The organism is Pseudomonas sp. NKUCC02_KPG (assembly GCF_019345465.1).
In the GTDB taxonomy this organism is placed as follows: Bacteria; Pseudomonadota; Gammaproteobacteria; order Pseudomonadales; family Pseudomonadaceae; genus Aquipseudomonas.
Genome location: NZ_JAHKRC010000006.1, coordinates 143190 through 166768, shown reverse-complemented (window position 1 = coordinate 166768; position 23579 = coordinate 143190). Strand labels below are relative to the sequence as shown.

Sequence of the window (23579 nt, the reverse complement as noted above, 5' to 3'; positions counted from 1 at the left end):
ATTAAGTCTCACTGTTCAGGTGTGCAGATGATCTTGCTTGCGCAAGCTCGATTGAATGATTCGATCAGGGATCAGCGCGCACAGAACGATCGCCACGCCCGCCAGCACGCCCTCGCCACCCTTGATATTGCGCAACGCCGTCATGACGTCATAGCCCAGGCCGCCAGCGCCGATCAGTGCCGCCACGACGACCATCGACAAACTCATGACGATGGTTTGATTGACCCCAAGCAACAGCGACCTTCGAGCCAGAGGCAGTTGCACCTTGGTCAGGGTTTGCCAGGGACTGGCCCCGTGGGCGACCGCAGCCTCGACGGCATCCTTGGGAACTTGCTGAATCCCCAGGGAGGTCAGGCGAATCATCGGCGCCAGCGCAAAAATCACCGTTGCGATTACCGCCGGCGTCTTGCCGACCGAAAAGAACGCCACGGCAGGGATCAAATACACAAACGTTGGCAGGGTTTGCATCACATCCAGCAAGGGCGTGATCACCTTGCGTATCAGCGGTCGTTTGGCAAGCAGAATGCCGGTGGGTACACCAATGACCAGGGCAATCAACACGGAAGACCCCACCAGCGCCAGAGTGGCGATGGTGCGCTCCCAAAAGCCGAACAGGCCGATGTACAGCAACGCAGCCCCACTGGTCAGTGCCAACGCCAAGCCCGCCGAGCGCCACGCCAGAAACACCAGCGCCAGCGCCGAAACCGGCCACGGCAGCCAGCCCAGCAGGCTTTCGATGCCTTCGATGACGGTCCTGACCGCAACGATCACACCCACGAATGCGCTCTCGAACGTCACCTGGGACCAGCCAATGAAGTCATCGATGCTCTGCGCTGTCAGCAACAGCGCCTGGCGATTGCTCGGGAACTGCAGCAGCACATTAGTCGTGTCTGGCGTGATGACACGCCAGATCACCAATGCCTGACTGGCCAGCAATACCACCAAAGGCAGCGCCCAACCCGATGCGTTGCTGCGCACGGGATGGCGGCTCAACGAGAACGCTGCATAGCGACTGACGCCAAACAGCGCCACGGCCGCCAGAATCGCCAGCCACGAACCGCTGGCAATGTTTTGCCCCACCAAAGCCAAGGCGGCGAGCTCTGCAACGAACGTAAGCCAGAAGGCACCGCCCTTGCCCTGTGCGGCCAGGGCAGCGGGGCCCAGCAATACGGATTGCCAGCCACTCAACCCAGGGTTGGACGTTTGCTCGCGGGGAGCACCTTCAGCAGCCGGGACGGGAACGTTTTCAACGCTTCGCAGCACTGACGGGGTTGGGGTGCAGTCCCGGAAAAAATCCGCCACTTCAGCGTCAACCGGATGCTCCAGCAACTCCTGGGGTGTGCCCAGCTGCACCAGGCGACCGCGGCGCAGCACGGCAATCCGATCGGCAAGACGTATGGCTTCCGCCGGGTCGTGGGTGACCAGCAATGTGCTGATTCCGCGTTCACGCACCAGGGCCAAAAAATGAGTTTGCAGATCCCGGCGGATGGTCGGATCAAGTGCGCTGAATGGCTCGTCCATCAGCAAGATGTCGGGGTCAGTCACCAATGCCCGTGCCAGCCCGACCCGTTGCTGCATGCCACCGGAAAGCTCATGGGGATAATGATCGCCCCACCCTTGCAGCCCAACCGCCTGCAACTGCAGCGTGGCCGCCGCATAGCGAATCGGCTCGGGTTCGCCGCGCAACTCAAGGGGCAACGCGACATTGTCCAGCACCGTGCGATGGGGCAGCAGGCCAAAATGCTGAAACACCATCCCGATGCGCTGGCCCCTCAACTCGCGCAAAGCCTCGGGACTCAAGCCGCTGATGGCCTGGCCTTCGATCAGGACTTCGCCACTCGAGGGCTCGATCAGGCGATTGATGTGGCGCAGCAGCGTTGATTTGCCACTGCCGGATGTTCCCATCAGGCACAGCACCTCACCACGACGCACCTTCAGGCTCACATCGCTGACGGCAGGCAACGTCGAGGCATTCTTGCGCTGATAGGTTTTGGTGACGTTTCGCAATTCGAGGACGACGTCACCCTCCCTTTCGGGATGGCTGGCGGGATGGGCGAGCCATTGAGAAGGCTCGATCCGGGCTGCTGATGAAGCGGTTTGAGTCAGTGTCACAGTAGCTCCGAGCAAGCGCTCCCTGGAGGCGGCGTGCTGCTCGCTCCAGAGTGGGAATAAGGGCTGCGCCCCAGGCCATGCTCCGAATACGGTAAGCCTGATGCAAAAAAAAGCGCCGCAGTTGAGGGCGGCGCCTTGCAGAGGCATAAAGCTAAACGATCTTAAAAACTAGAAATAAATACTATTTTGGAATTAGCTTAGGCCAATATCAGCCCCTCTCCCATCATCAAGATGCGAAGCCTCTAAAAATTCTCAAGGCTGACTTTTATCCCCGCACGCCCCGCCAACTCGATAATCCCGGGTACCCGATCAGCATCAACAATGAAACCGTCGTAATTGTCCCCTCCCGAGTCCAGGTGAAGATAACGTTTACCCAACCGGGCCAACCACTGGTCAAGGTTGCCGAGAACCTCAGGCATGGATGAGGCGCCTTCATGGACATAGACGTAGGGTTCTTTCAAGCCACTGGCGCTTACCAGAAAGGGCGCTTGATACTCGAACACGTCATAACCCTTCCAGTCCACGCTAAGCAGAACGAGGGCTTCAAGTTTTTGTCCTTTGACGTCATTCAACAGCCCCTCTGTGAGGGCGCCGGGTGCGTCATCTCCCATCGCGTATCGACGCATCACACGCCGCACAAGCCTGGACCCTTCCTTTTGTGGAACGAGGGCTACCAGCTCATTGGCAAAAGCCTCAAGTGCTTTTTTCCGGGCAGGATCGTGCCCCTCCGGTCGAAGTTCTTTCATGATTTTTGAAGCGCTGAGGTTGGTTTCTTCGGGTGGAGGCATGGTGAAGCGTCCACCAAACAGCCGATATAAAAAGCCCATGTAACTCCCTGTTTCACGTTGAGGATAACTATCCCGTTCAAGTCCGGGCCCCAGACCCCGTCTTAGCTTACGGGCGCTACGCGATGAATGTCGATCAACTGCCTTGCTGCGAGCGTCCCGCCCTTTTCAGTCCAAGGCCCAATGGCCAGTTGACATCTGCGCGGCAAACTTCTAAAAAAGGGGTCATTGATTGAAGGCGATCCCTCTGATGTTGCTAATCACCGACCTTATGCTGCGCGATATCGGTTTACATGCCGATGCGTCGGGTCGTGCCTGCATCGCCTCCAAATTCAAGAAACAGTCGCTCATTTGACCGGGGCGCGCTGTCCCGTCAGATGGGCTGACAGGACATGAGCGCTACGGACTTCCTCCCTTGCTTTCTTCCCTTCTGCACTTCTGGCGGTGACTCAATCGGTCAACCTTCAGGAGTCAGTACATGTCATCGTTTCAAGGGATCTGGGTTCCACTCGTTACACCTTTCCATAACGGCGCGATCGACTTTGTCGCACTACGGCGGCTGGTCAGCCATCTGCTCGAAAGTGGCATCGACGGTATTGTGGTCTGCGGCACCACCGGCGAAGCAGCGGCGCTGAGCAAACGTGAGCAGTTGGATGTGCTGGATGCGGTGCTGGAACAGGTACCAGGACCGCAGGTGGTCATGGGGCTGGCCGGTAATAATTTGACCGAACTGCTGCACTTTCAGAGTGAAATCCTCAAGCGCCCGGTGGCAGGCTTGCTGGTTCCGCCGCCGTACTACATCCGCCCGTCCCAAGCGGGGCTCGAAGGGTTTTTCAACACCGTCGCCGATGCATCAAGCGTTCCGATCATTCTCTATGACATCCCGTATCGCACCGGCGTGACCTTCGAACAAGCGACCTTACTCAACATTGTCGAGCATGAGCGGATTGTCGCTATCAAGGATTGCGGCGGCAATCAGGCCAACACACTGGCGTTGCTGGCCAGTCAAAAAGTGGATGTGTTGTGCGGCGAAGACAACCAGATATTCAGTGCATTGTGCCTCGGGGCATCCGGCGCAATTGCCGCCTCGGCACACATTCATCCCGAGCTGTTCGTGGCGCTGTATCAGCAAATTCGCGACAACCAGCTGGCCGAGGGTCGTGCGACGTTCCTGCGATTGGTACCGTTGATTCACAGCCTGTTCATCGAACCCAATCCTGCTCCGGTGAAAGCCGCCCTGGCGCTTGCAGGCCTGATCCATGACGAATTGCGAGCGCCGATGCAACGCAGCAGTGAAGCCATGAAGCTGCGTTTGCAGGGCGTAGTGAACGGGCTGAAAAACATCGACTGTTGATTGCCAACGACCCAGACCCAGTTATGGCCGCCCGGCACATGGGCGGTCTTCAGGGGTTCATTTGATTTATCCCACTGAGCTCCACCAAAACCTGAAGAGGGGTACTTGTCAGGTGTCCTGCCCTTTTACCTGGCATATCCCATTGGCTCTGGCCTTGCCTGTATACGAAACACTCGCCGAGCCGTCTGGATTGATCATCAATGAGATCGTGATACCGCTGCCCTTGGCCTCGAAATAGGTTTCACTGAACTTCTTCAGCCTGGCCTCTTTGCCGTTGATATAAATGGGGCCGCCACGATCCGCATGGACCTCAAAGCCTCCAGGACAGGTTGCGTTAACCAAAGGAATCCCGGCCTGCGCAACGGCGGCAACAGATGCCAGAACAACCCCCAACAGTATGTGTTTCATTCAAGTAACTCCCTGACAGACCAAGCGCCCAAACCAAAGCGATACCTTACTTGAATAAAACACGCCACTGCACACGGTGTCTTCAATGTCCGTACACGCGCAATTGAGCTGCGATTTGTCTTCTACACTCTTTTTTGGCCATTTTTGGGTCAAGCCTGTGAAGGCGCACTATGGAAAGGGAGTAATAAAGATGGTTCGCAGAGTTTTGGCGGTTATGGCATTGGTGCTGCTGGCAGGATGCGCCACTAACAGGGCAGAAGTGAGCGTGAATGTCTTGCCACCTGGCAATACACAGACCCCTGCCCCCAGCAATGGCAAGAAGGTATACATCAGCGCCGTGGACAGTCGCGTTTTTCAGATCAAGCCTTCCAGCTTCGACATACCTTCACTGAAATATGACGAGGTCGACGACACGTCGATTACTGCGCGGGCGATTGCGCGCAAACGCAATAACTACAACATGGCCATTGGCGACGTGCTACTGCCTGAAGGGCATACGGTTTCAGAACTGGTGGGCGATGCTGTTGCCAGCGCTTACCGGCAGGCAGGCTATGAAGTGGTCAGCACTCGCGCAGCCCCGGATGTCAGTGAAGTGAAGGTCAACATCATTGAGTTCTGGTCATGGTATACGGCTGAAGGCGTGCTCGATAAGGTGCTGCGCAACAAGTCGTTGTTGCAGATAAAAACCGCAGGCGCACCTGAGCTGTCCCTGAAAACCCTGGTCAGCGAGAAGGTGAAAGTGGCCACGGATAACGACTGGAAGCACATTACCGAAGCCGGCCTTGAAGCCATAACCCAGGAGACCCTCAAGCAGCTTTGAGCGATGTGTCGAGCACAACACGTCAGAGGCCGTCCACTTCGCTTGAAATGGACGGCCTCCAGTCTGATGGATACAGGGATGACCGCAGCATGGGTGCGGCTCCTCCCGGCGCTCGAACTGCCCGCGCTTTGAGCCGTCGGGCAGCCTGAATAGATGTGATCAATGAACCAAAACCTTGAGTCATTGGCCTAGATTGGCAGGGAGTAGATTAACTCGAAGCTCAATGCTGAAGCCCATTGATCACTGCCCATTACCAAGGGCGGGTCCCAACAAGCAATCCGGGACTCCTGCTCGCTACACGTTCTCAAAGTAAACTCCTGAAATACGCTCTACGAACACGCTCTTTTTACCAAGGGCCTTCGCTCGCGTCCAAGACCCCTTCTTCATATCCCCTATGCCCTTACAGCCCCTTGCGCGCTTCCGTTCTCCTGACGGGAAAGCCGTTAAACTCCCCGCGCCGCAATATTGAGAAAAGCTTGAGGGTTGAAGCTACGTAAAATATAGGCAAGCACTGCCTTAATACTTATAAAAGACTTATATTTATCTTTATGAACACGATCAACTGGACTCGGAAAGCTGTTAAGCAGCTCCTGAAACTGCACTCCCGGCATCAGGTTCAAATTCGTGATGCGGTGTCCGGACTCAAGGACATCCCCGACGTGGTAAATATCAAGTCACTGACTGACCACGACTTCGGATACCGCCTGCGGGTGGGGCAACTACCGAGTCCTGTTCGACTGGGACGGCACGATTAAAGTGGTCAGCATTCAAGAGGTAAAAAAACGCGATGAACGCACCTACTGACATACAAATCATCAACGGACCTGACGGCAAGCCCGCGTTCGTCGTCATCCCTTACGCGCAATACGTTGCGCAGCACCCTGACAGCGATGTCATCCCACATGACGTTGTCAGCCGCATCGTGGAGGGTGCCACCCCTATTCGCGCATGGCGTGAATACCTGGACCTGACCCAGGAGGAAGTGGCCAAGCGTTTGGGAATTTCCCAACCAGCTTACGCCCAGCAAGAAACCGTCTCGAAACCACGTAAGGCGACCCGCGAGAAAATCGCGGCGGCTTTTGGGATCAATGCGGATCAGTTGGAGTTGTAAGCTCGCGATCTGGCGCAGATGCCAATGATCAAGAACAATAAACCGCCTCAATGGTCGGTTTTTTGATGCTGCGCTCCTTCAGGGCAAGGTACACAAAGTGCTAAAGCAGGGCTGCGTTTACAAGAGTCGATTGCCCTGCACCAGAATGCCGTTGATCTGGAAAAACGCAAAAACCATATTTACAGGGCCATTGCCGAAGGCGCCCGCCCCTAGAAAAGCTGGGGATACGATACTGCCCGCCATATAACTGTCGTCACACCTATGCGACAATATGCTTAATGTCCGGCATGAATCCCGCCTTTATTGCTCAGCAACTTGGCCATAGCGTCCAAATGTTGCTCTCTACTTATGCGCGCTGGCTGAACTCTAGCGGTGATTGGGATGAGATGGAAAAGCTCTTGAATGGCCCAGGATTGGCCCAAGCGACAAAAGCACACCGCGTAACCCCTTGATAGGTAACCCCTTTGATCTCCACAGCAAATATCACGATGCAGTTCGGCGCAAAGCCGCTATTCGAGAACGTTTCAGTAAAATTTGGTGCAGGTAACCGTTATGGCCTGATCGGCGCCAACGGTTGCGGCAAGTCCACCTTCATGAAAATCCTCGGTGATGATCTTGAGCCGTCTGGCGGCCAGGTCATGCTGGAGCCGAACGTGCGTCTGGGTAAATTGCGCCAGGACCAGTTCGCTTACGAAGAATTCACCGTCATCGATACCGTGATCATGGGTCACGAAGAGCTGTGGAAGGTCAAGGCCGAACGCGACCGCATCTACTCGCTGCCAGAAATGACTGAAGATGACGGCATGGCCGTTGCCGAACTCGAAACCGAGTTCGCAGAAATGGACGGTTATACCGCCGAATCCCGTGCTGGCGAGTTGCTGCTGGGCCTGGGTATTGGCATCGAACAGCACAACGGTCCGATGAGCGAAGTATCGCCGGGCTGGAAGCTGCGTGTTCTGCTGGCTCAGGCGCTGTTCTCGGACCCTGAAGTCCTGCTGCTCGACGAACCGACCAACCACCTGGATATCAACACCATCCGCTGGCTGGAAAACATTCTGACCCAGCGTAACAGCCTGATGATCATCATCTCTCACGACAGGCACTTCCTGAACAGTGTCTGCACCCACATGGCTGACCTGGACTACGGCGAACTGCGTCTGTTCCCGGGCAACTATGACGAGTACATGACCGTCGCTACCCAGTCGCGCGAACAGCTGCTGTCTGAAAACGCCAAGAAAAAGGCCCAGATCAACGAACTGCAAGCGTTCGTCAGCCGCTTCTCGGCCAACGCCTCGAAATCCAAGCAGGCCAGCTCCCGCGCCAAGGCGATCGACAAGATCACCCTGGCCGAGGTCAAGCCTTCGAGCCGTGTCAGCCCGTTCATTCGCTTTGAACAGAACAAAAAGCTGCACCGTCAGGCAGTCATTGTCGAGCAAATGGCCAAAGGCTTTGATGGCAAGATCCTGTTCAAGGACTTCAGCTTCACCGTTGAAGCCGGCGAGCGCGTCGCGATCATTGGTCCGAACGGTATCGGTAAAACCACCCTGCTGCGCACCCTGGTCAACGAACTGACCCCGGATGCCGGTACTGTGAAGTGGACGGATGCCGCTGAGCTGGGCTACTACGCCCAGGACCATGCCCACGACTTCGAAGACGACATGACCCTGTTCGACTGGATGGGCCAGTGGACTCAAGGCGAGCAAATGGTACGTGGCACCTTGGGCCGCATGCTGTTCTCCAACGATGACATCCTCAAGTCGGTCAAGGTGATTTCCGGTGGTGAGCAAGGTCGCATGCTGTTCGGCAAGCTGATCCTGCAAAAAGCCAACGTGCTGATCATGGACGAACCGACCAACCACTTGGACATGGAATCCATCGAGGCGCTGAACCTGGCACTCGAGAACTACCCGGGCACCCTGGTATTCGTCAGCCATGACCGTGAGTTCGTATCCTCCCTGGCCACTCGTATCATCGAGTTGAGCCCAAGCGGCGTGATCGACTTCAGCGGTACATACGATGACTACCTGCGTAGCCAGGGCGTTGTGTTCTGATTTGAGACACCGCGAACGGCCCCCTGCCCTGGTTGTGTAACAGCGCAACCTGAGCAGGCCCCAAGACCAATGCCCCGACTCGTCGGGGCATTGGCGTTTCTGGCACCTGAAAATACCGCACCTGGTGGACCCTGTGACACGCCAGGCCTGCCCCCCCGCACTATCAACCCACGCAAAGCTCCACCTGGCCATCGCTCAAGCGTGCGGGCCACACACGCAAGCGCTGTTGCGGCGACTCCAGGCAATGGCCGTCCTCCAGTCGGTAATGCTGTTTGTAGATCGGCGACGCCACCACCAGCTCACCCTTGATCGTGCCAATCAGACCGCGGCCGATGACATTAGCCCCGGATTGCGGGTCATGGTTGTCAATGGCGTAGAGGGATTTGCCCTCGTGTTGAGGCAGGTAAAAAAGCGCCACCTGCGCCCCTTCAAACCAGACCACCACCCCGGAGTTGGTCACCAGGTCTTGCTCATTGCACACCGTTTTCCAGGTGGCCAGGTTTTGCCGGGTATTCGACTGGCTCATCACGCAATCTCCTCGATAACAGGAATAAGGTTAAGTTCGGCAGCCATGATCGGACGACGCTGGCCGCGCTCCTGGACAAAATGGATATCGGGGTCTGCACGCTTGTCGTTGACAAAGGTGCGAAAGCGCTTGAGCTTTTCAGGGTCTTTGAGGGTGTTGGCCCATTCGCATTCATAGCGATCGACCACCAGCTGCATCTGGGACTCAAGTTCGGCACCCAGGCCCAGACTGTCGTCGAGGATCACGGCTTTGAGGTAGTCCAGGCCACCCTCCAGGCTTTCGCGCCACACCGAAGTGCGTTGCAGCTTGTCAGCCGTGCGGATGTAGAACATCAGGAAGCGGTCGATGTAGCGAATCAGCGTGTCGTCATCCAGATCGGTGGCGAACAGTTCGGCGTGACGAGGACGCATGCCGCCGTTACCGGCGATATACAGGTTCCAGCCTTTTTCGGTAGCGATCACGCCAACATCTTTGCTTTGCGCTTCGGCGCACTCGCGGGTGCATCCGGAGACGGCGAACTTGAGCTTGTGCGGCGAGCGCAGTCCCTTGTAGCGATCTTCGATCAACAGGGCCATTTTCACGCTGTCTTGTACACCGTAGCGGCACCAGGTACTGCCGACACAGGATTTAACCGTACGGGTCGATTTGCCGTAGGCGTGTCCTGTTTCAAAACCGGCCTCGATCAGCTCACTCCAGATGTCCGGCAACTCATGCAACTGGGCGCCAAACAGATCGATACGCTGGCCACCGGTGATTTTGGTGTACAGGTCGTACTTCTTCGCCACCACGCCAATTGCGATCAGCTTGTCGGCCGTGATCTCGCCACCGGGGATGCGCGGTACTACGGAGTAAGTGCCGTTTTTCTGCATATTGGCCATGAATGTGTCATTGGTGTCCTGCAGCGGCACCAGCGAGGCATCCATGATCGGCTGGTTCCAGCACGACGCGAGTATCGACCCCACGGCCGGCTTGCAGACATCGCAACCGGTGTGGCCACGGCCATGGCTGGCCAGCAACTCTTCAAAGGTGGTCACGCCTTCTACGCGAACCAGAGCGTAAAGTTCCTGACGGGTATAGGCGAAGTGTTCGCACAGGCTCTTGTCGACAGCCACACCCCGGGCAATCAGCTCGTGCTCGAATACTTGCTTGAGTAAACCGGCGCAACCACCGCAGCCAGTACAGGCCTTGGTCTGCGCCTTGAGCATGCCGAGGTCGCCGCAGCCGCCGTCAATGGCAGAACAGATGGCACCTTTGGTGACGTTGTGGCAAGAACAGACCGTCGCCGATTCCGGCAGTGAACCCGGCCCCAGGGTGGGTGCACCGGTGGACGACGGCAAGATCAGGCTGGCAGGTTCCGCTGGCAAGGCAATGCTGTTTTGCATGTATTGCAGCAAGGTGTCGTAGTAGCTGTTGTCGCCGACCAGTACGGCACCGATCACATGCTTGCCCGTGGCGTCGACCACCAGGCGCCGATAACTGGCCGTGGCCTCGTCGATAAACTGATAGCTGCGCGAACCCGGCATATGGCCGTGGGCGTCGCCAATGGAACCGACGTCTACGCCCAGCAGTTTGAGTTTGGTCGACATGTCCGCGCCGATAAACGGCTCAGCGGCCTGATCACACAACACGGCCGCCACCCCCCGGGCCATCTGGTAACCCGGCGCGACCAGGCCGAACACGCTGCCGTTCCAGGAAGCGCACTCGCCGATGGCATAGATGTTCGGATCACTGCTCAAGCATTCGTCGTTGATCACCACACCGCCGCGCGGGCCTATCTCCAAAGCTGCCTGACGGGCCAGGCCATCCTGGGCGCGGATACCGGCCGAGAAGACAATCAGGTCGGTTTCAAGGAACTCGTCATTGGCGAAGTTCATGCGATAGCGATACTGCTCGCCAGCGCTGATCGACTGGGTGGCGCGCGACAGGTGGACGCCGACCCCCAGCCGTTCGATTTGCGTCTTGAGTGCCAGGCCGCCGAAGTCATCCAGTTGCACCGGCATCAGGCGCGGTGCGAATTCGACAACATGGGCTTCCAGGCCAAGGCTTTTGAGCGCGTTGGCCGCCTCAAGGCCCAGCAAACCACCGCCCACCACCACGCCACGTCGGGCATTGATTGCCGCAGCCCGTATGGCGTCGAGGTCTTCAAGGGTTCGATACACCAGGCGTGAATCCCCCTCCGCCCCTTCAATCGGCGGCACAAAGGGATAAGACCCGGTGGCCAGCACCAATTTGTCGTACGGCACGCTGCATTGCGCAGTGATCACCTCACACCGGGCGCGATCGATTTCCAGTACGGGGACACCCAAGTGCAACGTGACACCGGGCGTCTGGTAGAGCGACTCCTCTGACAGTGCCAGCGACTCGGCATCGCGACCGGTGAAGTATTCAGAAAGGTGCACCCGGTCATAGGCCCGCATGGGCTCCTCGCTGAACACATGCAGTCGGTAGTGATCCAGCGCGCCACGCGCGATCAACTGCTCGACACAATGATGTCCGACCATGCCATTGCCCACTACGACCAGGGTTTTCACGTTGTTCAACACGGCAACATTGGAGTTCATATAAAGCACCCGCCAAAGCCCATCACAGTTATTAAAAAGCAAAAAAAAACGCCTGAAACCTTACGGTTCCAGGCGTCTTTGCCTGTTCTTATGCGGGGTTAAATCGGGCTGCTTCGCCTGACCCACCGCTGTTGCCCATGACCTGTGCGGCCTGTCGATCGTCGTTGACCGAGGGGGCTGTCCACTCTAATGCCTCGCCGGTGGACCTGAATCAGGACTTGCAGTCTTTGTGCCAGACCGGGATGGGCCTTGTAACAACACAGTTTTAAGGCACAACGATCACTGAGCAGCGACAGTTTTGCCTCTAACTGGTGCGCTCCAGCGTTCGAGCGCGATGGAAACGTGCAATTTTTCATGGCGATGAACGGGCGCCAATCGAGCCAGCACATGCGCCATGAGCACGATGTTTATTGCATTATCTTCGCTGCGGGCCGGGCGTTACGCTCCTCGCGCCGATCAAACTTGGCGTTCTGCTCTTTCGATCTGCGGTCAGTGAAGGCACAATGCGCATCCTTTTTTGGCTGGCCATGCCGCAGGCGCCTCGAAATGATCAAAACACCGTACTACCTGATTGATAAACAAAAGCTGCTGGCGAACATGCAGAAGATCGCCTACGTACGCGAGCAGTCCGGGGCCAAGGCCCTGCTGGCACTCAAGTGCTTCGCCACCTGGTCGGTGTTCGACCTGATGCAGCAGTACATGGACGGCACCACGTCGTCGTCGTTGTATGAACTCAAGCTCGGTCGACAGAAGTTCGCCGGCGAGACCCACGCCTACAGCGTGGCCTGGGCCGACGACGAAATCGAAGAGATGCTCGAGAACAGCGACAAGATCATCTTCAACTCCATCGGCCAGTTGCAGCGCTATGCCCAGGCCTCTGCCGGCAAAGTGCGCGGTCTGCGGGTCAACCCGCAGGTGAGCAGCTCCGACTACCTGTTGGCCGACCCCGCTCGTCCGTTCAGCCGCCTGGGCGAATGGGACCCGGTGAAGATCGAGCAGGTCATCGACCAGATCTCGGGCTTCATGTTCCACAACAACTGCGAGAACGGTGACTTCGGCCTGTTCGACAAGATGCTGTGCACCATCGAAGAACGCTTCGGCGATCTGCTGCACAAGGTTGAATGGGTCAGCCTGGGTGGCGGTATCCACTTCACCGGTGACGACTATGCACTGGATGCTTTCTGCGCGCGCCTCAAGGCCTTCTCGCAAAAGTACGGCGTGCAGGTCTATCTGGAACCTGGTGAAGCTGCCATCACCCAGAGCGCCTCGCTGGAAGTGACCGTGCTCGACACACTCTACAACGGCAAGCACCTGGCGGTCGTAGACAGCTCCATCGAAGCCCACATGCTCGATCTGCTGATCTATCGCCTGAACGCCAAGCTGGCCCCAAGCGAGGGTGAACACACCTATATGGTGTGCGGCAAGTCATGCCTAGCCGGAGACATTTTCGGCGAGTATCCATTTGATCGTCCGCTGGCCATCGGCGATCGGCTGTCGTTTATCGACGCAGCGGGTTACACCATGGTCAAGAAAAACTGGTTCAACGGTCTGAAAATGCCGTCCATCGTAGTGAAACAACTCGACGGTACAGTCGAAGTGGTTCGCGAGTTTGATTTCAACGACTACCTGTCCAGCCTCTCGTAATCTGGCAGAAGGGAGATTTAAACAAATTGAAGAAAAACGTTCTTATCATTGGTGCAGGAGGTGTCGCCAAGGTGGTGGCCCACAAGTGCGCGCAGCACAACGATGAACTTGGTCGTATCGCTATCGCGTCGCGCAACATCTCCAAATGCCAGGCCATCATCGACAGCGTCATCGCCAAGGGTAGCCTCAAGCAGCCCGCCGACATCAAAGCCTTCTCGCTGAACGCTCTGGATGTCGAAGCGACCAAGGCGCTGATTCTGGAAACCGAATCGCAGATCGTCATCAACGTCGGCTCTGCCTTCCTCAACATGTCGGTGCTGCGTGCCTGCATCGATACCGGCGTGGCCTATCTCGACACCGCCATTCACGAAGAGCCGGGCAAGGTCTGCGAAACGCCGCCCTGGTATGGCAACTACGAGTGGAACCACATCGAGGAGTGCAAAGCGAAAAACATCACCGCCATCCTCGGCGTAGGCTTCGACCCGGGTGTGGTCAACGCTTATGCAGCTCTGGCGCAGCAACAGTATTTCGACCGCATTGATTCGATCGATATTCTCGACGTCAATGCCGGTTCCCACGGCAAGTATTTCGCCACCAACTTCGACCCGGAAATCAACTTCCGCGAGTTCACCGGGCAGGTCTGGAGCTGGCAGAACAGCCAGTGGACCAGCAATAGCATGTTCGAAGTCAAGCGTACCGACGATCTGCCGGTCGTGGGCGAGCAGAACCTGTACCTGACCGGTCATGACGAGGTTCATTCCCTGTCGAAGAACCTCGACGTGCCAAACGTGCGTTTCTGGATGAGTTTCGGCGAGCACTACATCAATGTGTTCACGGTGCTCAAGAACCTGGGCCTTCTCTCCGAACAGCCGGTCAAGACCGCTGAAGGCCTGGAAGTCGTGCCACTCAAACTGGTCAAGGCCGTGCTGCCTGATCCGAGCTCGCTTGCTCCCGGCTACACGGGCAAGACCTGCATCGGTGATCTGGTCAAGGGCACCAAGGATGGTCAGCCGCGCGAGGTGTTCATCTACAACGTCGCCGACCACGAGGACGCCTTTGCCGAGACTGACAGCCAGGGCATTTCCTATACCGCCGGTGTACCTCCGGTAGCAGCAGCCTTGCTGGTCGCTCGCGGCGAGTGGGACGTAAAACGCATGGTCAACGTCGAAGAACTGCCAGCAGAGCCGTTCCTCAAGGCGCTGGACGTGATGGGCCTGCCAACTCGTATCAAGGATGAGAACGGCGATCGTCCCTGGAACTGAAGCCTGATTGACAGGTAATGTGTGTTTCACGCTTTAGCCAACGCCCCGACGTGTCGGGGCATTGGCTTTTTGCTTCCTGATAATATAGTTAGCCTGCTTTCATTTCTTCTGAAGCCGAGCCATGATGCGGGTCTATGACCGTCAGCCGGATTCACCGTCTATGCCTGCGCAACAACCCCACGTCGAGAGTTCCCTGTCGGTCACGCTGCAAATCCTTTCGATCGTGTTCTACACCTTCATCGCGTTTATTTGCATCGGCTTGCCGATAGCCGTATTGCCCGGTTATGTCCACGACCAACTGGGTTTCAGTGCCGTAATCGCAGGCCTGACCATTGCTTCGCAATACCTGGCAACCTTGCTCAGCCGTCCTTTCGCCGGACGCCTGGTGGACAGCCTCGGCACCAAGCCCGCCATCGTGTATGGCCTGATCGGGATTGCCATCAGCGGCGTACTCACCTCCCTGGCCGTCGCACTGCAAGGCTGGCCACTGCTTAGCCTGTGCATTTTGATCGCCGGACGGATTTTCCTGGGCATTGCCCAAGGCTTGATCGGCGTCGGCACGATCAGTTGGGGGATCGCTCAGGTCGGGTCGCAACACACCGCCCGGGCGATTGGCTGGAACGGCATTGCGTCCTATGGTGCAATCGCCATCGGTGCCCCGCTGGGTGTCGTGATGATCGGCCAGCTGGGGTTTTTCAGCCTGGGGGTGACGCTGTTACTGCTGGCACTGTTTGCCTTGCTGCTTATTCGTAAAAAACCTTCGATTCCGGTGATCAGCGGCGTGCGCCTGCCCTTTTGGTCGGTGTTCGGCCTGATCGCACCGTACGGCATCAGCCTGACCCTGGCATCCATTGGCTATGGCACCCTGACCACCTTCATTACCTTGTTTTACATCGACCGCGGCTGGGTCGGAGCCGCTTATTGCCTGTCGGTGTTCGGCGTGTGCTTTATCCTTGCGCGCCTGATTTTCACCAACAGCATCAGCCGCTTTGGCGGCTACACCGTGGCGATCGTCTGCATGACGATCGAAACGGTCGGTCTGACATTATTGTGGCTGGCACCTTCCGAGGCATATGCCCTGACAGGCGCTGGCCTGACCGGTTTTGGCCTGTCGCTGGTGTACCCGGCGCTGGGTGTGGAGGCGGTCAAGCGGGTGCCGGTCTCCAGCCGGGGCGCGGGGTTGAGTGCCTATGCAGTGTTTTTCGATCTGGCCCTCGCCATCGCGGGCCCGATCATGGGCGCCATCGCATTGAACATGGGGTACCCGTGGATTTTCTTCAGCGCCGCAGTCATGTGCTGCGTGGGTTTGCTGCTGAGCGTGACCCTGTCGCGTCGCGCAAACGGCTAGATCCTAGATCAGTGGTCGGCAGTGCGAAACCCCGTGCGCTGGCGGACTTGCAGGGTCTTGCTGAAAAACCGTCCCGCCTCATAAATCAGATCACGGTGCACATCCTCGCGGTCGACCCCCTGCGCGTCGGTGCATAGACCGGGCATTGCGCCCATTTGCTCGTCGGTGCAAGGCGCCATGAACACGAAATGCCCGGCACCAGGAATCACCTTGAACTCAGGCTCCACTGGCAGCTTGCGCGCAAGGGCGTCGGCATTTTTGTCCGGGAACACCAGCTTGTCGTTGTCGCCGCTGTACAGCAGGACCGGCACATGCACATCGGCCAGGGTTTGCCGGCCAAACATCAGGCTCAAGGGGGCCATCAGCAGCAGTGCATGAACCCGAGGATCGGCAACGGGAACAAGGTCATCACGATCGGCGATCAGCTCGCCTTTTGTCGTACAGGCATCACGGTCCTCAGGTCGCTCCTGGCAATAGCGGCGCAAGCGATCCAGATCAGGCTGGGCTCCGGAAAGAATCAACGCCGTTTCGCCGCCTGCCGAATAACCGATGACCCCCACCTGATCGTCATGCACGTACGGTGACAGCTCGCGATCCGCCAGCGTGGCAGTGATGGCGGCCGATATCTGCATCGGCCGTCCGTAGAGGTTGCTCAGGGTACCCAGGCGACTGTGGTCTTTGTAGTTGTCTCCCGGGTGCAACACCGCCACCACCACAAACCCCTTGCGCGCCAATGACGTGGCCAGATCGTGCAGGGCCAGCGGGGTTCCGGTGTTGCCATGGGACAACATCAACAGCGGGTAATGGCCCATGGCAATTTTGGCTTCTTCAGTCGCCTCGACTTCATAACCGCCCATTCTGGTCAGCCCCCGGGCTTCATTGGACGGATAAAAGGCGATAGCGCGCATGGGCTGATCGTCCAGAGGGTCGAGAAAACTCAAGCGATGAAAGCCCACGCCCCATTGCATGGCAGGTTCGGCCTGCACCAGGACGGGGCAACATGCCAGGAGTAAAACCAGTGCCGCATTGAGACGTATCATGGAGGCTCACCTTTAATGGCGCGTAGCTTGAAACCGGACATGCAGGACGTCTATCCACACACTCTGCATAACCCAAGCCAAACGCAAAAAAACTCCGTACTCCGGTCTTTGAAGACATCCAGAGTACAGAGTTTAGTCGGTGAAACCGTCCAGATTACTTACGCTGCGCTGAACAGATCCTGGTTAATGTGCGCCTGGGCATCGTTCATGGCCTTGGTGCGAACTTCGTCGCCATAGGCTAGGCCGTGGGCGCGAACAAACTCGACATCGGTGATGCCCATGAAGCCCAGCATCACTTTCAAATAGTCTTCATGGGCAACGCCCGTGGCCTGCCCAACATGCAGACCGCCCGAGGTCGACACCACGATCACCTTTTTATTGCCGCACAGGCCTTCCGGGCCAGCTTCGGTGTAACGGAAGGTCTGACCGGCAACGGCAATGCGGTCGATCCAGGCCTTGAGCTGGGTAGGAATGGTGAAGTTGTACATCGGCGCCGCAATCACTACCGCGTCAGCGGCCAGGAACTGCGCAAGGGTATCGGCACTCAATTGGGCTTCATGTTTCTGTGCCGCATCACGCAGCTCAGCCGGTGTGCCCGCCGCCACCAGGGTTGCGGCCGAGAAATGTTCAATGGCCTCTGCAGCCAGATCGCGATAGCTCACCTCTACGTCAGGGTCGGCAGCCTGCCAGGCCTTGACCACTTCACGGCTCAACTGACGCGAAGCCGAGTTGTCGCCCAGAATGCTCGAATCGATATGCAACAGTTTCATGTGTGATCTCCAAATGAGGACCGCTACTGGGCGATCTGATGAAGTAGATGCTACCGATGAAAGTAATCGACGATAAGTTAGCCATCGTGCGATAGTTCGTCCCATCCATAGGACAGTGAGCCCGTCATGCAAGACCTCAATGACTTGTATTACTTCGCCAAGGTGGTCGAAGCCGGTGGCTTTGCCGCTGCGGGTCGATTGCTGGGGATTCCGAAGTCGCGCCTGTCGCGCCGGGTGGCCGAGCTTGAAGAGCGCCTTGGCGCCCGCCTGCTGCAGCGTACTACCCGCCAACTCAAGCTCACGGCCGTGGGTGAGCGCTACCTGCGTCACTGCCAGGCCATGTTGCTTGAGGCCGAAATGGCCGACGAGGCAGTGGCCAGCATGTCCAGCGAGCCGCGAGGCCGCCTGCGCGTATCGTGCCCTGTGGGCCTGGCACACGAGTTCATGCCCGGCGTGATCAGTTCGTTTCTGCAGGCCTACCCGCTTGTGCAGCTGGAAGTCAGCCTGCTCAACCGTCGCGTCGATCTGGTCACTGAAGGCATTGATGTCGCCTTGCGCGTGCGTGAAGAAGGCGATGAAGACCCGTTACTGGTCACGCGGCGTTTGCGCCAGGCCCGCACCGTGATGGTGGCCAGCCCCGGATTTGCCCGCCAGTGGCCGGTCAATACCCCGGAAGACTTGAAAAACGTGCCGCTGCTGGGTGCCCTTGAACCTGATCGCATGGTTCATCTGCGCATGCTCGACGAACAGGGCAAGGCCAGCAACCTGGTACTGGAAGCGCGCCTGGGCATTGATGATTTTGTCGTGCGCAAAGCCTGCACCCTGGCCGGCCTGGGCTTTACCGTACTGCCCATGATGTATTGCGAACAGGAACTGCTGGACGGGCAGCTGGTTCAAATCCTGCCCTCATGGACCCTGCCAGGGGGCTGGCTGCATGCGGTTTACCCCCACAGACGCGGGGTGATGCCTGCCGTCAGGGCCTGGATCGACCATTTGGTCGAATCATTCGAAAGGTGTGGAGACAAACTGCTATGAGCCAGATGACCCAGCATGACGTAGCCCAATTCTGTCGCAGCCTGCCGGGCGTCAAGGAAGTGGTGCAATGGGGAGGCGTTCAGGTGTTTTATGTCGACCAGAGGAAGATGTTCGCCCTGCTCAACCTCAACCGCGACGGGCTCTCGTTCAAGGTCGAGAAAGAATTGTTTCTGGGCTATGTCGATCGTCCGGGCATACACCCGTCGCCGTATCTGGCGCGGGCGTTCTGGATCAACATGCAAGCGCCCTACCCGATGGGCGCTGCAGAACTGCAAGACCTGTTGCGACGATCCCATCAACTGGTGGTCGCCAAGCTGGCAAAAAAACGTCAGATCGGCTTATTGCTTTAATCGCTACAGGTTCGCAAAGGTCATTTTCACGAACAGAATGTCAATCCAGATCACCTGGTGCAAAGCCACGATCAGCCAGAAAAACACCTGGTAAGACACCTTGCGGGTTTTGTGGCGAAACACCTGTTGCGCCACCAAGGCTCCCGGCCATCCGCCCAGTAGCTCAACCCCGTGCAGCACATTTTCCGGGGTGCGCCACTGGCCAGTCCTGGCCTGCTGCTTGTCGTACCAATACAGGCCAAACGCAAGAACGCTGGCAACTGCATAGGCCAGCAAGGGCAACCGGCTGCCCCCGGTGAGCAGTACATTCACCGAACCGCCCAGTGGCAATGCACAGAGCAGCGCCAATATCGCCAGCTTGAGTTTCAAGCCGCGAATCGGCGCCCCCTGGCGCTCACGCATACCGGCATGCTCGCGCCGGTCCTTGACCTTGGTTTTCACGCCGAAGCCGCAGACCAGTCGATCCAGCCGAACTGCCAGGTGGCCAGAATCAGCAAGCCAAACCCGATGCGATACCAAGCGAACACGGCATAACTGTGGTTCGAAATGAACTTCAGCAATGCCCGTACCGCGATCATGGCGAAGATAAACGAGGTCACAAAACCAATCGCGAACACTGGCAAGTCGTCAGGCTGGAACAGATGACGGTACTTGTAGCCCGAGTACACCGCCGCACCGACCATGGTTGGCATGGCCAGGAAGAATGAAAACTCGGTCGCCGCCTTGCGGGACAAGCCAAACAGCAGGCCGCCGATAATGGTCGAGCCCGAGCGCGAAGTGCCTGGAATCATCGCCAGACATTGCGCAAAGCCGATTTTCACCGCGTCTTTCCAGGTCATGTCGTCCACTGTTTCGGCACGAATCACGTGTTGGCGACGCTCAGCCCACAACATGATGACACCACCCACCACCAGTGCCGTGGCAACGGTAATCGGGTTGAACAGGTACTCGTGAATCACATCGGCAAAAATCACTCCCAGCACCACAGCAGGCATCACCGCGATGATCAGGTTGGTGGTAAAACGGCGCGCCTCTGGTTTAGTGGGCAAACCGATGACAACGTCGATGATCTTGCGACGAAATTCCCAGACAACAGCCAAAATGGCGCCCAGCTGGATGATGATGTTGAACGCCATCGCCCGCTCGCCGCCGAAGTTCAGCAAGTCGGCCACGATAATCTGGTGACCGGTGCTTGAGATCGGCAAAAACTCCGTCAAGCCCTCAACGACGCCAAGTATCAACGCCTGAGCGGCAGTCCAAAGATCCATTATTCCCCCATAAAGCCCTGCCTCATGCAGAGCTGATTAGTCTTGATTAAGTGTTTGCCACCGCTGCCCTGAAGTGGGTTACAGGTGCGACATGTTCCCCAGAACGGTGTGAAAAAACTGTCAGAAATCAATAAAGATGAAGCTTTGCCAATTTCGGCCGAGATCCTATCAGACACGTTCTACTTTCGCTGCTATGACATGACTTCGGTTTCGTCTGACAGGCAAGTCTGAAAAAAGTTGTTCTGCGAAACACCACAAGAAGAAAAACAGGAGTGAACATTTATGAATACCCTGCGCGGGTTGTCCATCAGCCGTCGTTTATGGCTGATTCTGATCGTTGCAATGGCGATGCTGCTGGCGTTGGGCTTATTGATGCTAAAGCAGATACATGACGATTTGTATGAAGGCAAAGCCCAGAAGACCCAACATGTGGTGCAGGCCGCCAGTGGCGTGCTCAGCTACTACCACGGCCTGGAGACGGCCGGCAGCTTGAGCCGTGAAGCGGCACAGCAGCAGGCTCTGAGCGTGATCAGCACACTGCGCTACGACAATGACGACTATTTCTGGATCAACGACCTGCGCCCGTACATGGTCATGCACCCCACCAACCCCAAGCTCGATGGCAAGGACCTGTCCGCCATCAAAGACCCGGACGGCTTCGGGATTTTTAACGAAATGGCACACCTGGCCAAAACCAGGGGCGCGGGCATGGTTGACTACCGCTGGCCAAAACCCGGCGCGCAAGATCCGGTGCAAAAAACCTCCTATGTGCAATTGTTCGAGCCTTGGGGCTGGGTCATCGGCTCTGGCGTCTACATCGACGACATGCAGGCCGAATTCCGCGCCCAGGCCTGGAAAGCCAGTTGGGCAGGCCTGGGCATAGCGCTGGTCATGGCGCTGCTGGTCACCCTCATTGCCCGCAGCATTGTGCGACCGCTGCAAGAGGCGGTGCAGGCCATGGCCAATATTGCCAGCGGTGAAAGCGACCTGACCCGTAGCCTCGATACCCACGGCCGGGATGAAGTCACCCTTCTGGCACAGCATTTCAATGCTTTTACCGCCAAGCTGCGCAATGTGATCAGCCATCTGCAGTCCACCGCCACGGCACTTGAGCAGTCTTCCACTGAGCTGGGCAATGACGCGACCGACGCCCAGCAGCGCAGCCAGCAGCAGGCCCTGCAAATGGATCAGGTCGCCACGGCAATCAACGAAGTGACGTACGCCGTGCAAGAGGTGGCCAAGAACGCCGAGCATGCTGCCGGCGAAATGCGCGGCGCCCAGTCCCAAGCCGAGCTTGGCCAGCAAAACATCGACAGCAGCCTGCAACAGATCGACCAACTGTCCGGCACCATCAATCAGGCAGTCGACGTCATCCGGACCCTGGCCACGCAAAGCAGCGAAATCGGCAGCGTGCTTGAGGTGATCCGCTCGATTGCCGAACAAACCAACCTGCTGGCGCTCAACGCCGCCATCGAAGCGGCCCGCGCAGGCGAGCAAGGGCGTGGCTTTGCCGTTGTGGCCGACGAGGTCCGGCTGCTGGCCCAGCGCACGCAAAAATCCACGGCCGAAATCCAGACCATGATCGAAGGCTTGCAGAAGCACTCCGAAGCCGCGGTCAATGTCATCGGCACGAGCAGCCGGGCCTCTCAACTGACCATCGAACAAGCCACCCAGGCCGGGCAAAGCCTGACCAGCATTGGCCATGCACTGAACAATCTCAACGATCTCAATGCATCCATTGCCAGCGCCACGTTGCAACAGGCCCACGTGGTGGAAGACATCAACCAGAACGTGACCCAGGCCGCCCAACTGTCCCAGGGCACTGCCCAGGCGGCAGAACAGTCGAGCGCCGCCAGTGCCCACCTCAAGGAATTGAGCGTGCAGCTCAATGGGTTATTGCGTCAGTTCAGGGTCTAGAAGCAGGTGCAAGGTTTCAGCTTGCCGCTGAAACCTTGACATCTCTCCATCTTTTGAGTTTCCATGAAACCGGTTTCAGCGCTTTGCCGCGAAACCGCCTGCGATAACTCAAATAAAAGGTTTCAGGCCGTGAACAGTTTTTCAGCAGCCCAGCGCACCCGCGTGACCATGCTCGATGTTGCCCAGCGGGCCGGAGTGTCCAAGGCCAGCGTGTCGCGCTTTATTGGCGAAGACCGCGCCTTGCTGTCCGAAGCCATCGCCGAGCGTATCGAGCGGGCAATCAATGATCTGGGCTATCGGCCCAATCAAATGGCCCGTGGCCTGAAACGCGGTCGCACCCGACTGATCGGGATGTTGGTGGCCGATATTCGCAACCCCTATTCCATTGCAGTCATGCACGGCGTCGAAACCGCCTGCCGCCTGCATGGCTACAACCTTGTCGTCTGTAACACCGACCGTAATGACGAGCAGGAGCGCCAGCACCTGGCAGCTCTGCGTGCCTACAATATCGAAGGCCTGATCCTTAATACCCTTGGCCATGACCCTGACGCGCTGCAAGCGTTGCATCAAGAAATGCCCATCGTGCTGATCGACCGCAAAGTGGAGCAGTTGCACACCGACCTGGTGGGCCTCGATAACCCCGAGGCGGTGCGCATGGCGTTGGAGCATCTTGATCAGCAGGGTTATCGCGATGTGCTGATGGTCAGCGAGCCGGTTGACGGTACCAGTTCCCGGATCGAGCGTATCAGCAGTTTTACCGGGCAACTGGCCGCACGCCCTGCCCTTCGCGGTGCCGTGATCAAGACCGGCCCGGGCCTTCGCGCCGACATCCAGACCTTCCTGCAAACAACCGGCCACGGCCCCAAGGCGATCTTTTGCGCCAACGGCCTCGCCGCACTGGCGTGCACCCAGGTGTTGCGCGAGTTGAACTGCCGGTTGTTCGAAGACGTAGGGTTGATTGCCCTCGATGACCTGGAATGGTTCCCGTTGGTGGGCAGCGGCATCACCGCACTGGCCCAGCCCACGCAACAGATCGGCGCCAGTGCCTTTGACTGCCTGCTTAAGCGCCTGAGCGGTGACACGTCACCGCCACGGGCGCTGGATTTTCCTGCGCAATTGATTATTCGCGGCTCAACACACCCCCTGACGGCCTGACACTTCAGCGGCTGGTAACCCATGAACCGGTGACCAGCCGTTTAACGCACAATAAAATGAAA

At 57.7% G+C, this 23579-nt stretch carries 20 protein-coding genes and 3 pseudogenes; 14 read left to right on the top strand and 9 right to left on the bottom strand.

What is annotated here, in order from left to right:
* Positions 1-15: 15 nt before the first annotated feature.
* Together KO536_RS10315 and KO536_RS10310 are read right to left on the bottom strand one after the other, a co-directional pair.
* On the bottom strand, positions 16-2112 hold the full coding sequence (locus KO536_RS10315; protein WP_374105701.1) for an ATP-binding cassette domain-containing protein: 2097 nt from the start codon (positions 2110-2112) through the stop codon (positions 16-18).
* Between the two features lie 242 nt (positions 2113-2354).
* On the bottom strand, positions 2355-2939 hold the full coding sequence (locus tag KO536_RS10310) for a hypothetical protein (protein ID WP_219261850.1): 585 nt from the start codon (positions 2937-2939) through the stop codon (positions 2355-2357).
* Between the two features lie 436 nt (positions 2940-3375).
* Here KO536_RS10310 and dapA point away from each other — a divergent pair, with 436 nt between their 5' ends.
* Positions 3376-4251 carry a 4-hydroxy-tetrahydrodipicolinate synthase gene (dapA, locus tag KO536_RS10305; RefSeq protein WP_219261849.1) on the top strand — a complete coding sequence of 292 codons (876 nt, stop codon included), beginning with the start codon at positions 3376-3378 and terminating at the stop codon, positions 4249-4251.
* Positions 4252-4359: 108 nt separating this feature from the next.
* Here the strand turns inward: dapA and KO536_RS10300 are convergent, their stop codons facing one another.
* Entirely contained in the window at positions 4360-4659 is a 300-nt protein-coding gene (locus KO536_RS10300; RefSeq protein ID WP_219261848.1) for a hypothetical protein, read from the bottom strand.
* 190 nt (positions 4660-4849) lie between these two features.
* Here KO536_RS10300 and KO536_RS10295 point away from each other — a divergent pair, with 190 nt between their 5' ends.
* From KO536_RS10295 to KO536_RS10285, 5 genes and pseudogenes are all read left to right on the top strand, one after another.
* Positions 4850-5479: a flagellar biosynthesis protein gene (locus tag KO536_RS10295; protein WP_219261847.1), complete on the top strand. Its 630-nt coding sequence runs from the start codon at positions 4850-4852 to the stop codon at positions 5477-5479.
* Positions 5480-6027: 548 nt separating this feature from the next.
* Positions 6028-6283, top strand: a pseudogene (locus tag KO536_RS24280) (type II toxin-antitoxin system RelE/ParE family toxin).
* Positions 6267-6590, top strand: coding sequence for a helix-turn-helix domain-containing protein (locus KO536_RS10290; RefSeq protein ID WP_219261846.1), 324 nt, complete (start codon positions 6267-6269; stop codon positions 6588-6590). The pseudogene KO536_RS24280 and the gene KO536_RS10290 overlap by 17 nt, the downstream one beginning before the upstream one ends.
* Before the next feature lie 203 nt (positions 6591-6793).
* Positions 6794-7042 (top strand): annotated as a pseudogene (locus tag KO536_RS24275) (site-specific integrase); the annotation flags it as partial.
* Positions 7043-7054: 12 nt separating this feature from the next.
* Positions 7055-8641 (top strand): ABC-F family ATPase, encoded by a 1587-nt coding sequence (locus KO536_RS10285; RefSeq protein ID WP_133078041.1) that lies wholly within the window; start codon positions 7055-7057, stop codon positions 8639-8641.
* Positions 8642-8804: 163 nt separating this feature from the next.
* Here KO536_RS10285 and nirD read toward each other — a convergent pair whose 3' ends face one another.
* Complete coding sequence (gene nirD / locus KO536_RS10280; RefSeq protein WP_133078040.1) at positions 8805-9167, bottom strand: nitrite reductase small subunit NirD; 363 nt, start codon at positions 9165-9167, stop codon at positions 8805-8807.
* Positions 9167-11728, bottom strand: coding sequence for a nitrite reductase large subunit NirB (nirB, locus tag KO536_RS10275; RefSeq protein WP_219261845.1), 2562 nt, complete (start codon positions 11726-11728; stop codon positions 9167-9169). Before nirB ends, nirD begins: the two co-directional genes overlap by 1 nt.
* Positions 11729-12274: 546 nt before the next feature.
* On the opposite strand from nirB, the gene KO536_RS10270 reads away from it, so the two are divergent.
* The 3 genes from KO536_RS10270 (at position 12275) to KO536_RS10260 (ending at position 15982) form a co-directional block, all read left to right on the top strand.
* Complete coding sequence (locus KO536_RS10270; protein ID WP_133078038.1) at positions 12275-13372, top strand: carboxynorspermidine decarboxylase; 1098 nt, start codon at positions 12275-12277, stop codon at positions 13370-13372.
* Between the two features lie 26 nt (positions 13373-13398).
* Positions 13399-14634 (top strand): saccharopine dehydrogenase family protein, encoded by a 1236-nt coding sequence (locus KO536_RS10265; RefSeq protein ID WP_133078037.1) that lies wholly within the window; start codon positions 13399-13401, stop codon positions 14632-14634.
* A 160-nt stretch (positions 14635-14794) separates the two neighbouring features.
* Positions 14795-15982, top strand: a complete 1188-nt coding sequence (locus tag KO536_RS10260; protein WP_219261947.1) for an MFS transporter — start codon at positions 14795-14797, stop codon at positions 15980-15982.
* Between the two features lie 8 nt (positions 15983-15990).
* Here the strand turns inward: KO536_RS10260 and KO536_RS10255 are convergent, their stop codons facing one another.
* Complete coding sequence (locus KO536_RS10255) at positions 15991-17022, bottom strand: dienelactone hydrolase family protein (protein ID WP_219261844.1); 1032 nt, start codon at positions 17020-17022, stop codon at positions 15991-15993.
* 158 nt (positions 17023-17180) lie between these two features.
* Positions 17181-17792 carry an FMN-dependent NADH-azoreductase gene (locus KO536_RS10250; RefSeq protein ID WP_219261843.1) on the bottom strand — a complete coding sequence of 204 codons (612 nt, stop codon included), beginning with the start codon at positions 17790-17792 and terminating at the stop codon, positions 17181-17183.
* Positions 17793-17918: 126 nt separating this feature from the next.
* On the opposite strand from KO536_RS10250, the gene KO536_RS10245 reads away from it, so the two are divergent.
* Both KO536_RS10245 and KO536_RS10240 read left to right on the top strand, forming a co-directional pair.
* Complete coding sequence (locus KO536_RS10245) at positions 17919-18827, top strand: LysR substrate-binding domain-containing protein (RefSeq protein WP_133078034.1); 909 nt, start codon at positions 17919-17921, stop codon at positions 18825-18827.
* Between the two features lie 5 nt (positions 18828-18832).
* Positions 18833-19177, top strand: coding sequence for an MmcQ/YjbR family DNA-binding protein (locus KO536_RS10240; RefSeq protein WP_133078101.1), 345 nt, complete (start codon positions 18833-18835; stop codon positions 19175-19177).
* A gap of 3 nt (positions 19178-19180) precedes the next feature.
* On the opposite strand, the gene KO536_RS10235 is transcribed toward KO536_RS10240, so the two are convergent.
* A complete protein-coding gene (locus KO536_RS10235; RefSeq protein ID WP_219261946.1) occupies positions 19181-19579 on the bottom strand; it encodes a DUF1294 domain-containing protein in 399 nt (132 codons plus the stop codon).
* Positions 19580-19614: 35 nt separating this feature from the next.
* On the bottom strand, positions 19615-20445 hold the full coding sequence (locus tag KO536_RS10230; RefSeq protein WP_133078033.1) for an undecaprenyl-diphosphate phosphatase: 831 nt from the start codon (positions 20443-20445) through the stop codon (positions 19615-19617).
* 282 nt (positions 20446-20727) lie between these two features.
* Between KO536_RS10230 and KO536_RS24535 the strand changes: the two are divergent.
* The 3 genes and pseudogenes from KO536_RS24535 to KO536_RS10220 form a co-directional block, all read left to right on the top strand.
* Positions 20728-21504 (top strand): annotated as a pseudogene (locus KO536_RS24535) (cache domain-containing protein); the annotation flags it as partial.
* Between the two features lie 123 nt (positions 21505-21627).
* Positions 21628-22362: a methyl-accepting chemotaxis protein gene (locus KO536_RS24530; protein WP_374105703.1), complete on the top strand. Its 735-nt coding sequence runs from the start codon at positions 21628-21630 to the stop codon at positions 22360-22362.
* A 129-nt stretch (positions 22363-22491) separates the two neighbouring features.
* Complete coding sequence (locus KO536_RS10220; RefSeq protein WP_133078031.1) at positions 22492-23517, top strand: LacI family DNA-binding transcriptional regulator; 1026 nt, start codon at positions 22492-22494, stop codon at positions 23515-23517.
* Positions 23518-23579: the final 62 nt, after the last annotated feature.

Excerpts from the sequence above, each read along its gene's own strand:
- KO536_RS10310 (WP_219261850.1), bottom strand. The coding sequence starts at position 2,939 with ATGGGCTTTTTATATCGGCTGTTTGGTGGACGCTTCACCATGCCTCCA.
- dapA (WP_219261849.1), top strand. The coding sequence starts at position 3,376 with ATGTCATCGTTTCAAGGGATCTGGGTTCCACTCGTTACACCTTTCCAT.
- KO536_RS10300 (WP_219261848.1), bottom strand. The coding sequence starts at position 4,659 with ATGAAACACATACTGTTGGGGGTTGTTCTGGCATCTGTTGCCGCCGTT.
- KO536_RS10295 (WP_219261847.1), top strand. The coding sequence starts at position 4,850 with ATGGTTCGCAGAGTTTTGGCGGTTATGGCATTGGTGCTGCTGGCAGGA.
- KO536_RS10290 (WP_219261846.1), top strand. The coding sequence starts at position 6,267 with ATGAACGCACCTACTGACATACAAATCATCAACGGACCTGACGGCAAG.
- nirD (WP_133078040.1), bottom strand. The coding sequence starts at position 9,167 with ATGAGCCAGTCGAATACCCGGCAAAACCTGGCCACCTGGAAAACGGTG.
- nirB (WP_219261845.1), bottom strand. The coding sequence starts at position 11,728 with ATGAACTCCAATGTTGCCGTGTTGAACAACGTGAAAACCCTGGTCGTA.
- KO536_RS10270 (WP_133078038.1), top strand. The coding sequence starts at position 12,275 with ATGATCAAAACACCGTACTACCTGATTGATAAACAAAAGCTGCTGGCG.
- KO536_RS10260 (WP_219261947.1), top strand. The coding sequence starts at position 14,795 with ATGCCTGCGCAACAACCCCACGTCGAGAGTTCCCTGTCGGTCACGCTG.
- KO536_RS10255 (WP_219261844.1), bottom strand. The coding sequence starts at position 17,022 with ATGATACGTCTCAATGCGGCACTGGTTTTACTCCTGGCATGTTGCCCC.
- KO536_RS10250 (WP_219261843.1), bottom strand. The coding sequence starts at position 17,792 with ATGAAACTGTTGCATATCGATTCGAGCATTCTGGGCGACAACTCGGCT.
- KO536_RS10245 (WP_133078034.1), top strand. The coding sequence starts at position 17,919 with ATGCAAGACCTCAATGACTTGTATTACTTCGCCAAGGTGGTCGAAGCC.
- KO536_RS10240 (WP_133078101.1), top strand. The coding sequence starts at position 18,833 with ATGACCCAGCATGACGTAGCCCAATTCTGTCGCAGCCTGCCGGGCGTC.
- KO536_RS10235 (WP_219261946.1), bottom strand. The coding sequence starts at position 19,579 with ATGCGTGAGCGCCAGGGGGCGCCGATTCGCGGCTTGAAACTCAAGCTG.
- KO536_RS10230 (WP_133078033.1), bottom strand. The coding sequence starts at position 20,445 with ATGGATCTTTGGACTGCCGCTCAGGCGTTGATACTTGGCGTCGTTGAG.
- KO536_RS24530 (WP_374105703.1), top strand. The coding sequence starts at position 21,628 with ATGGATCAGGTCGCCACGGCAATCAACGAAGTGACGTACGCCGTGCAA.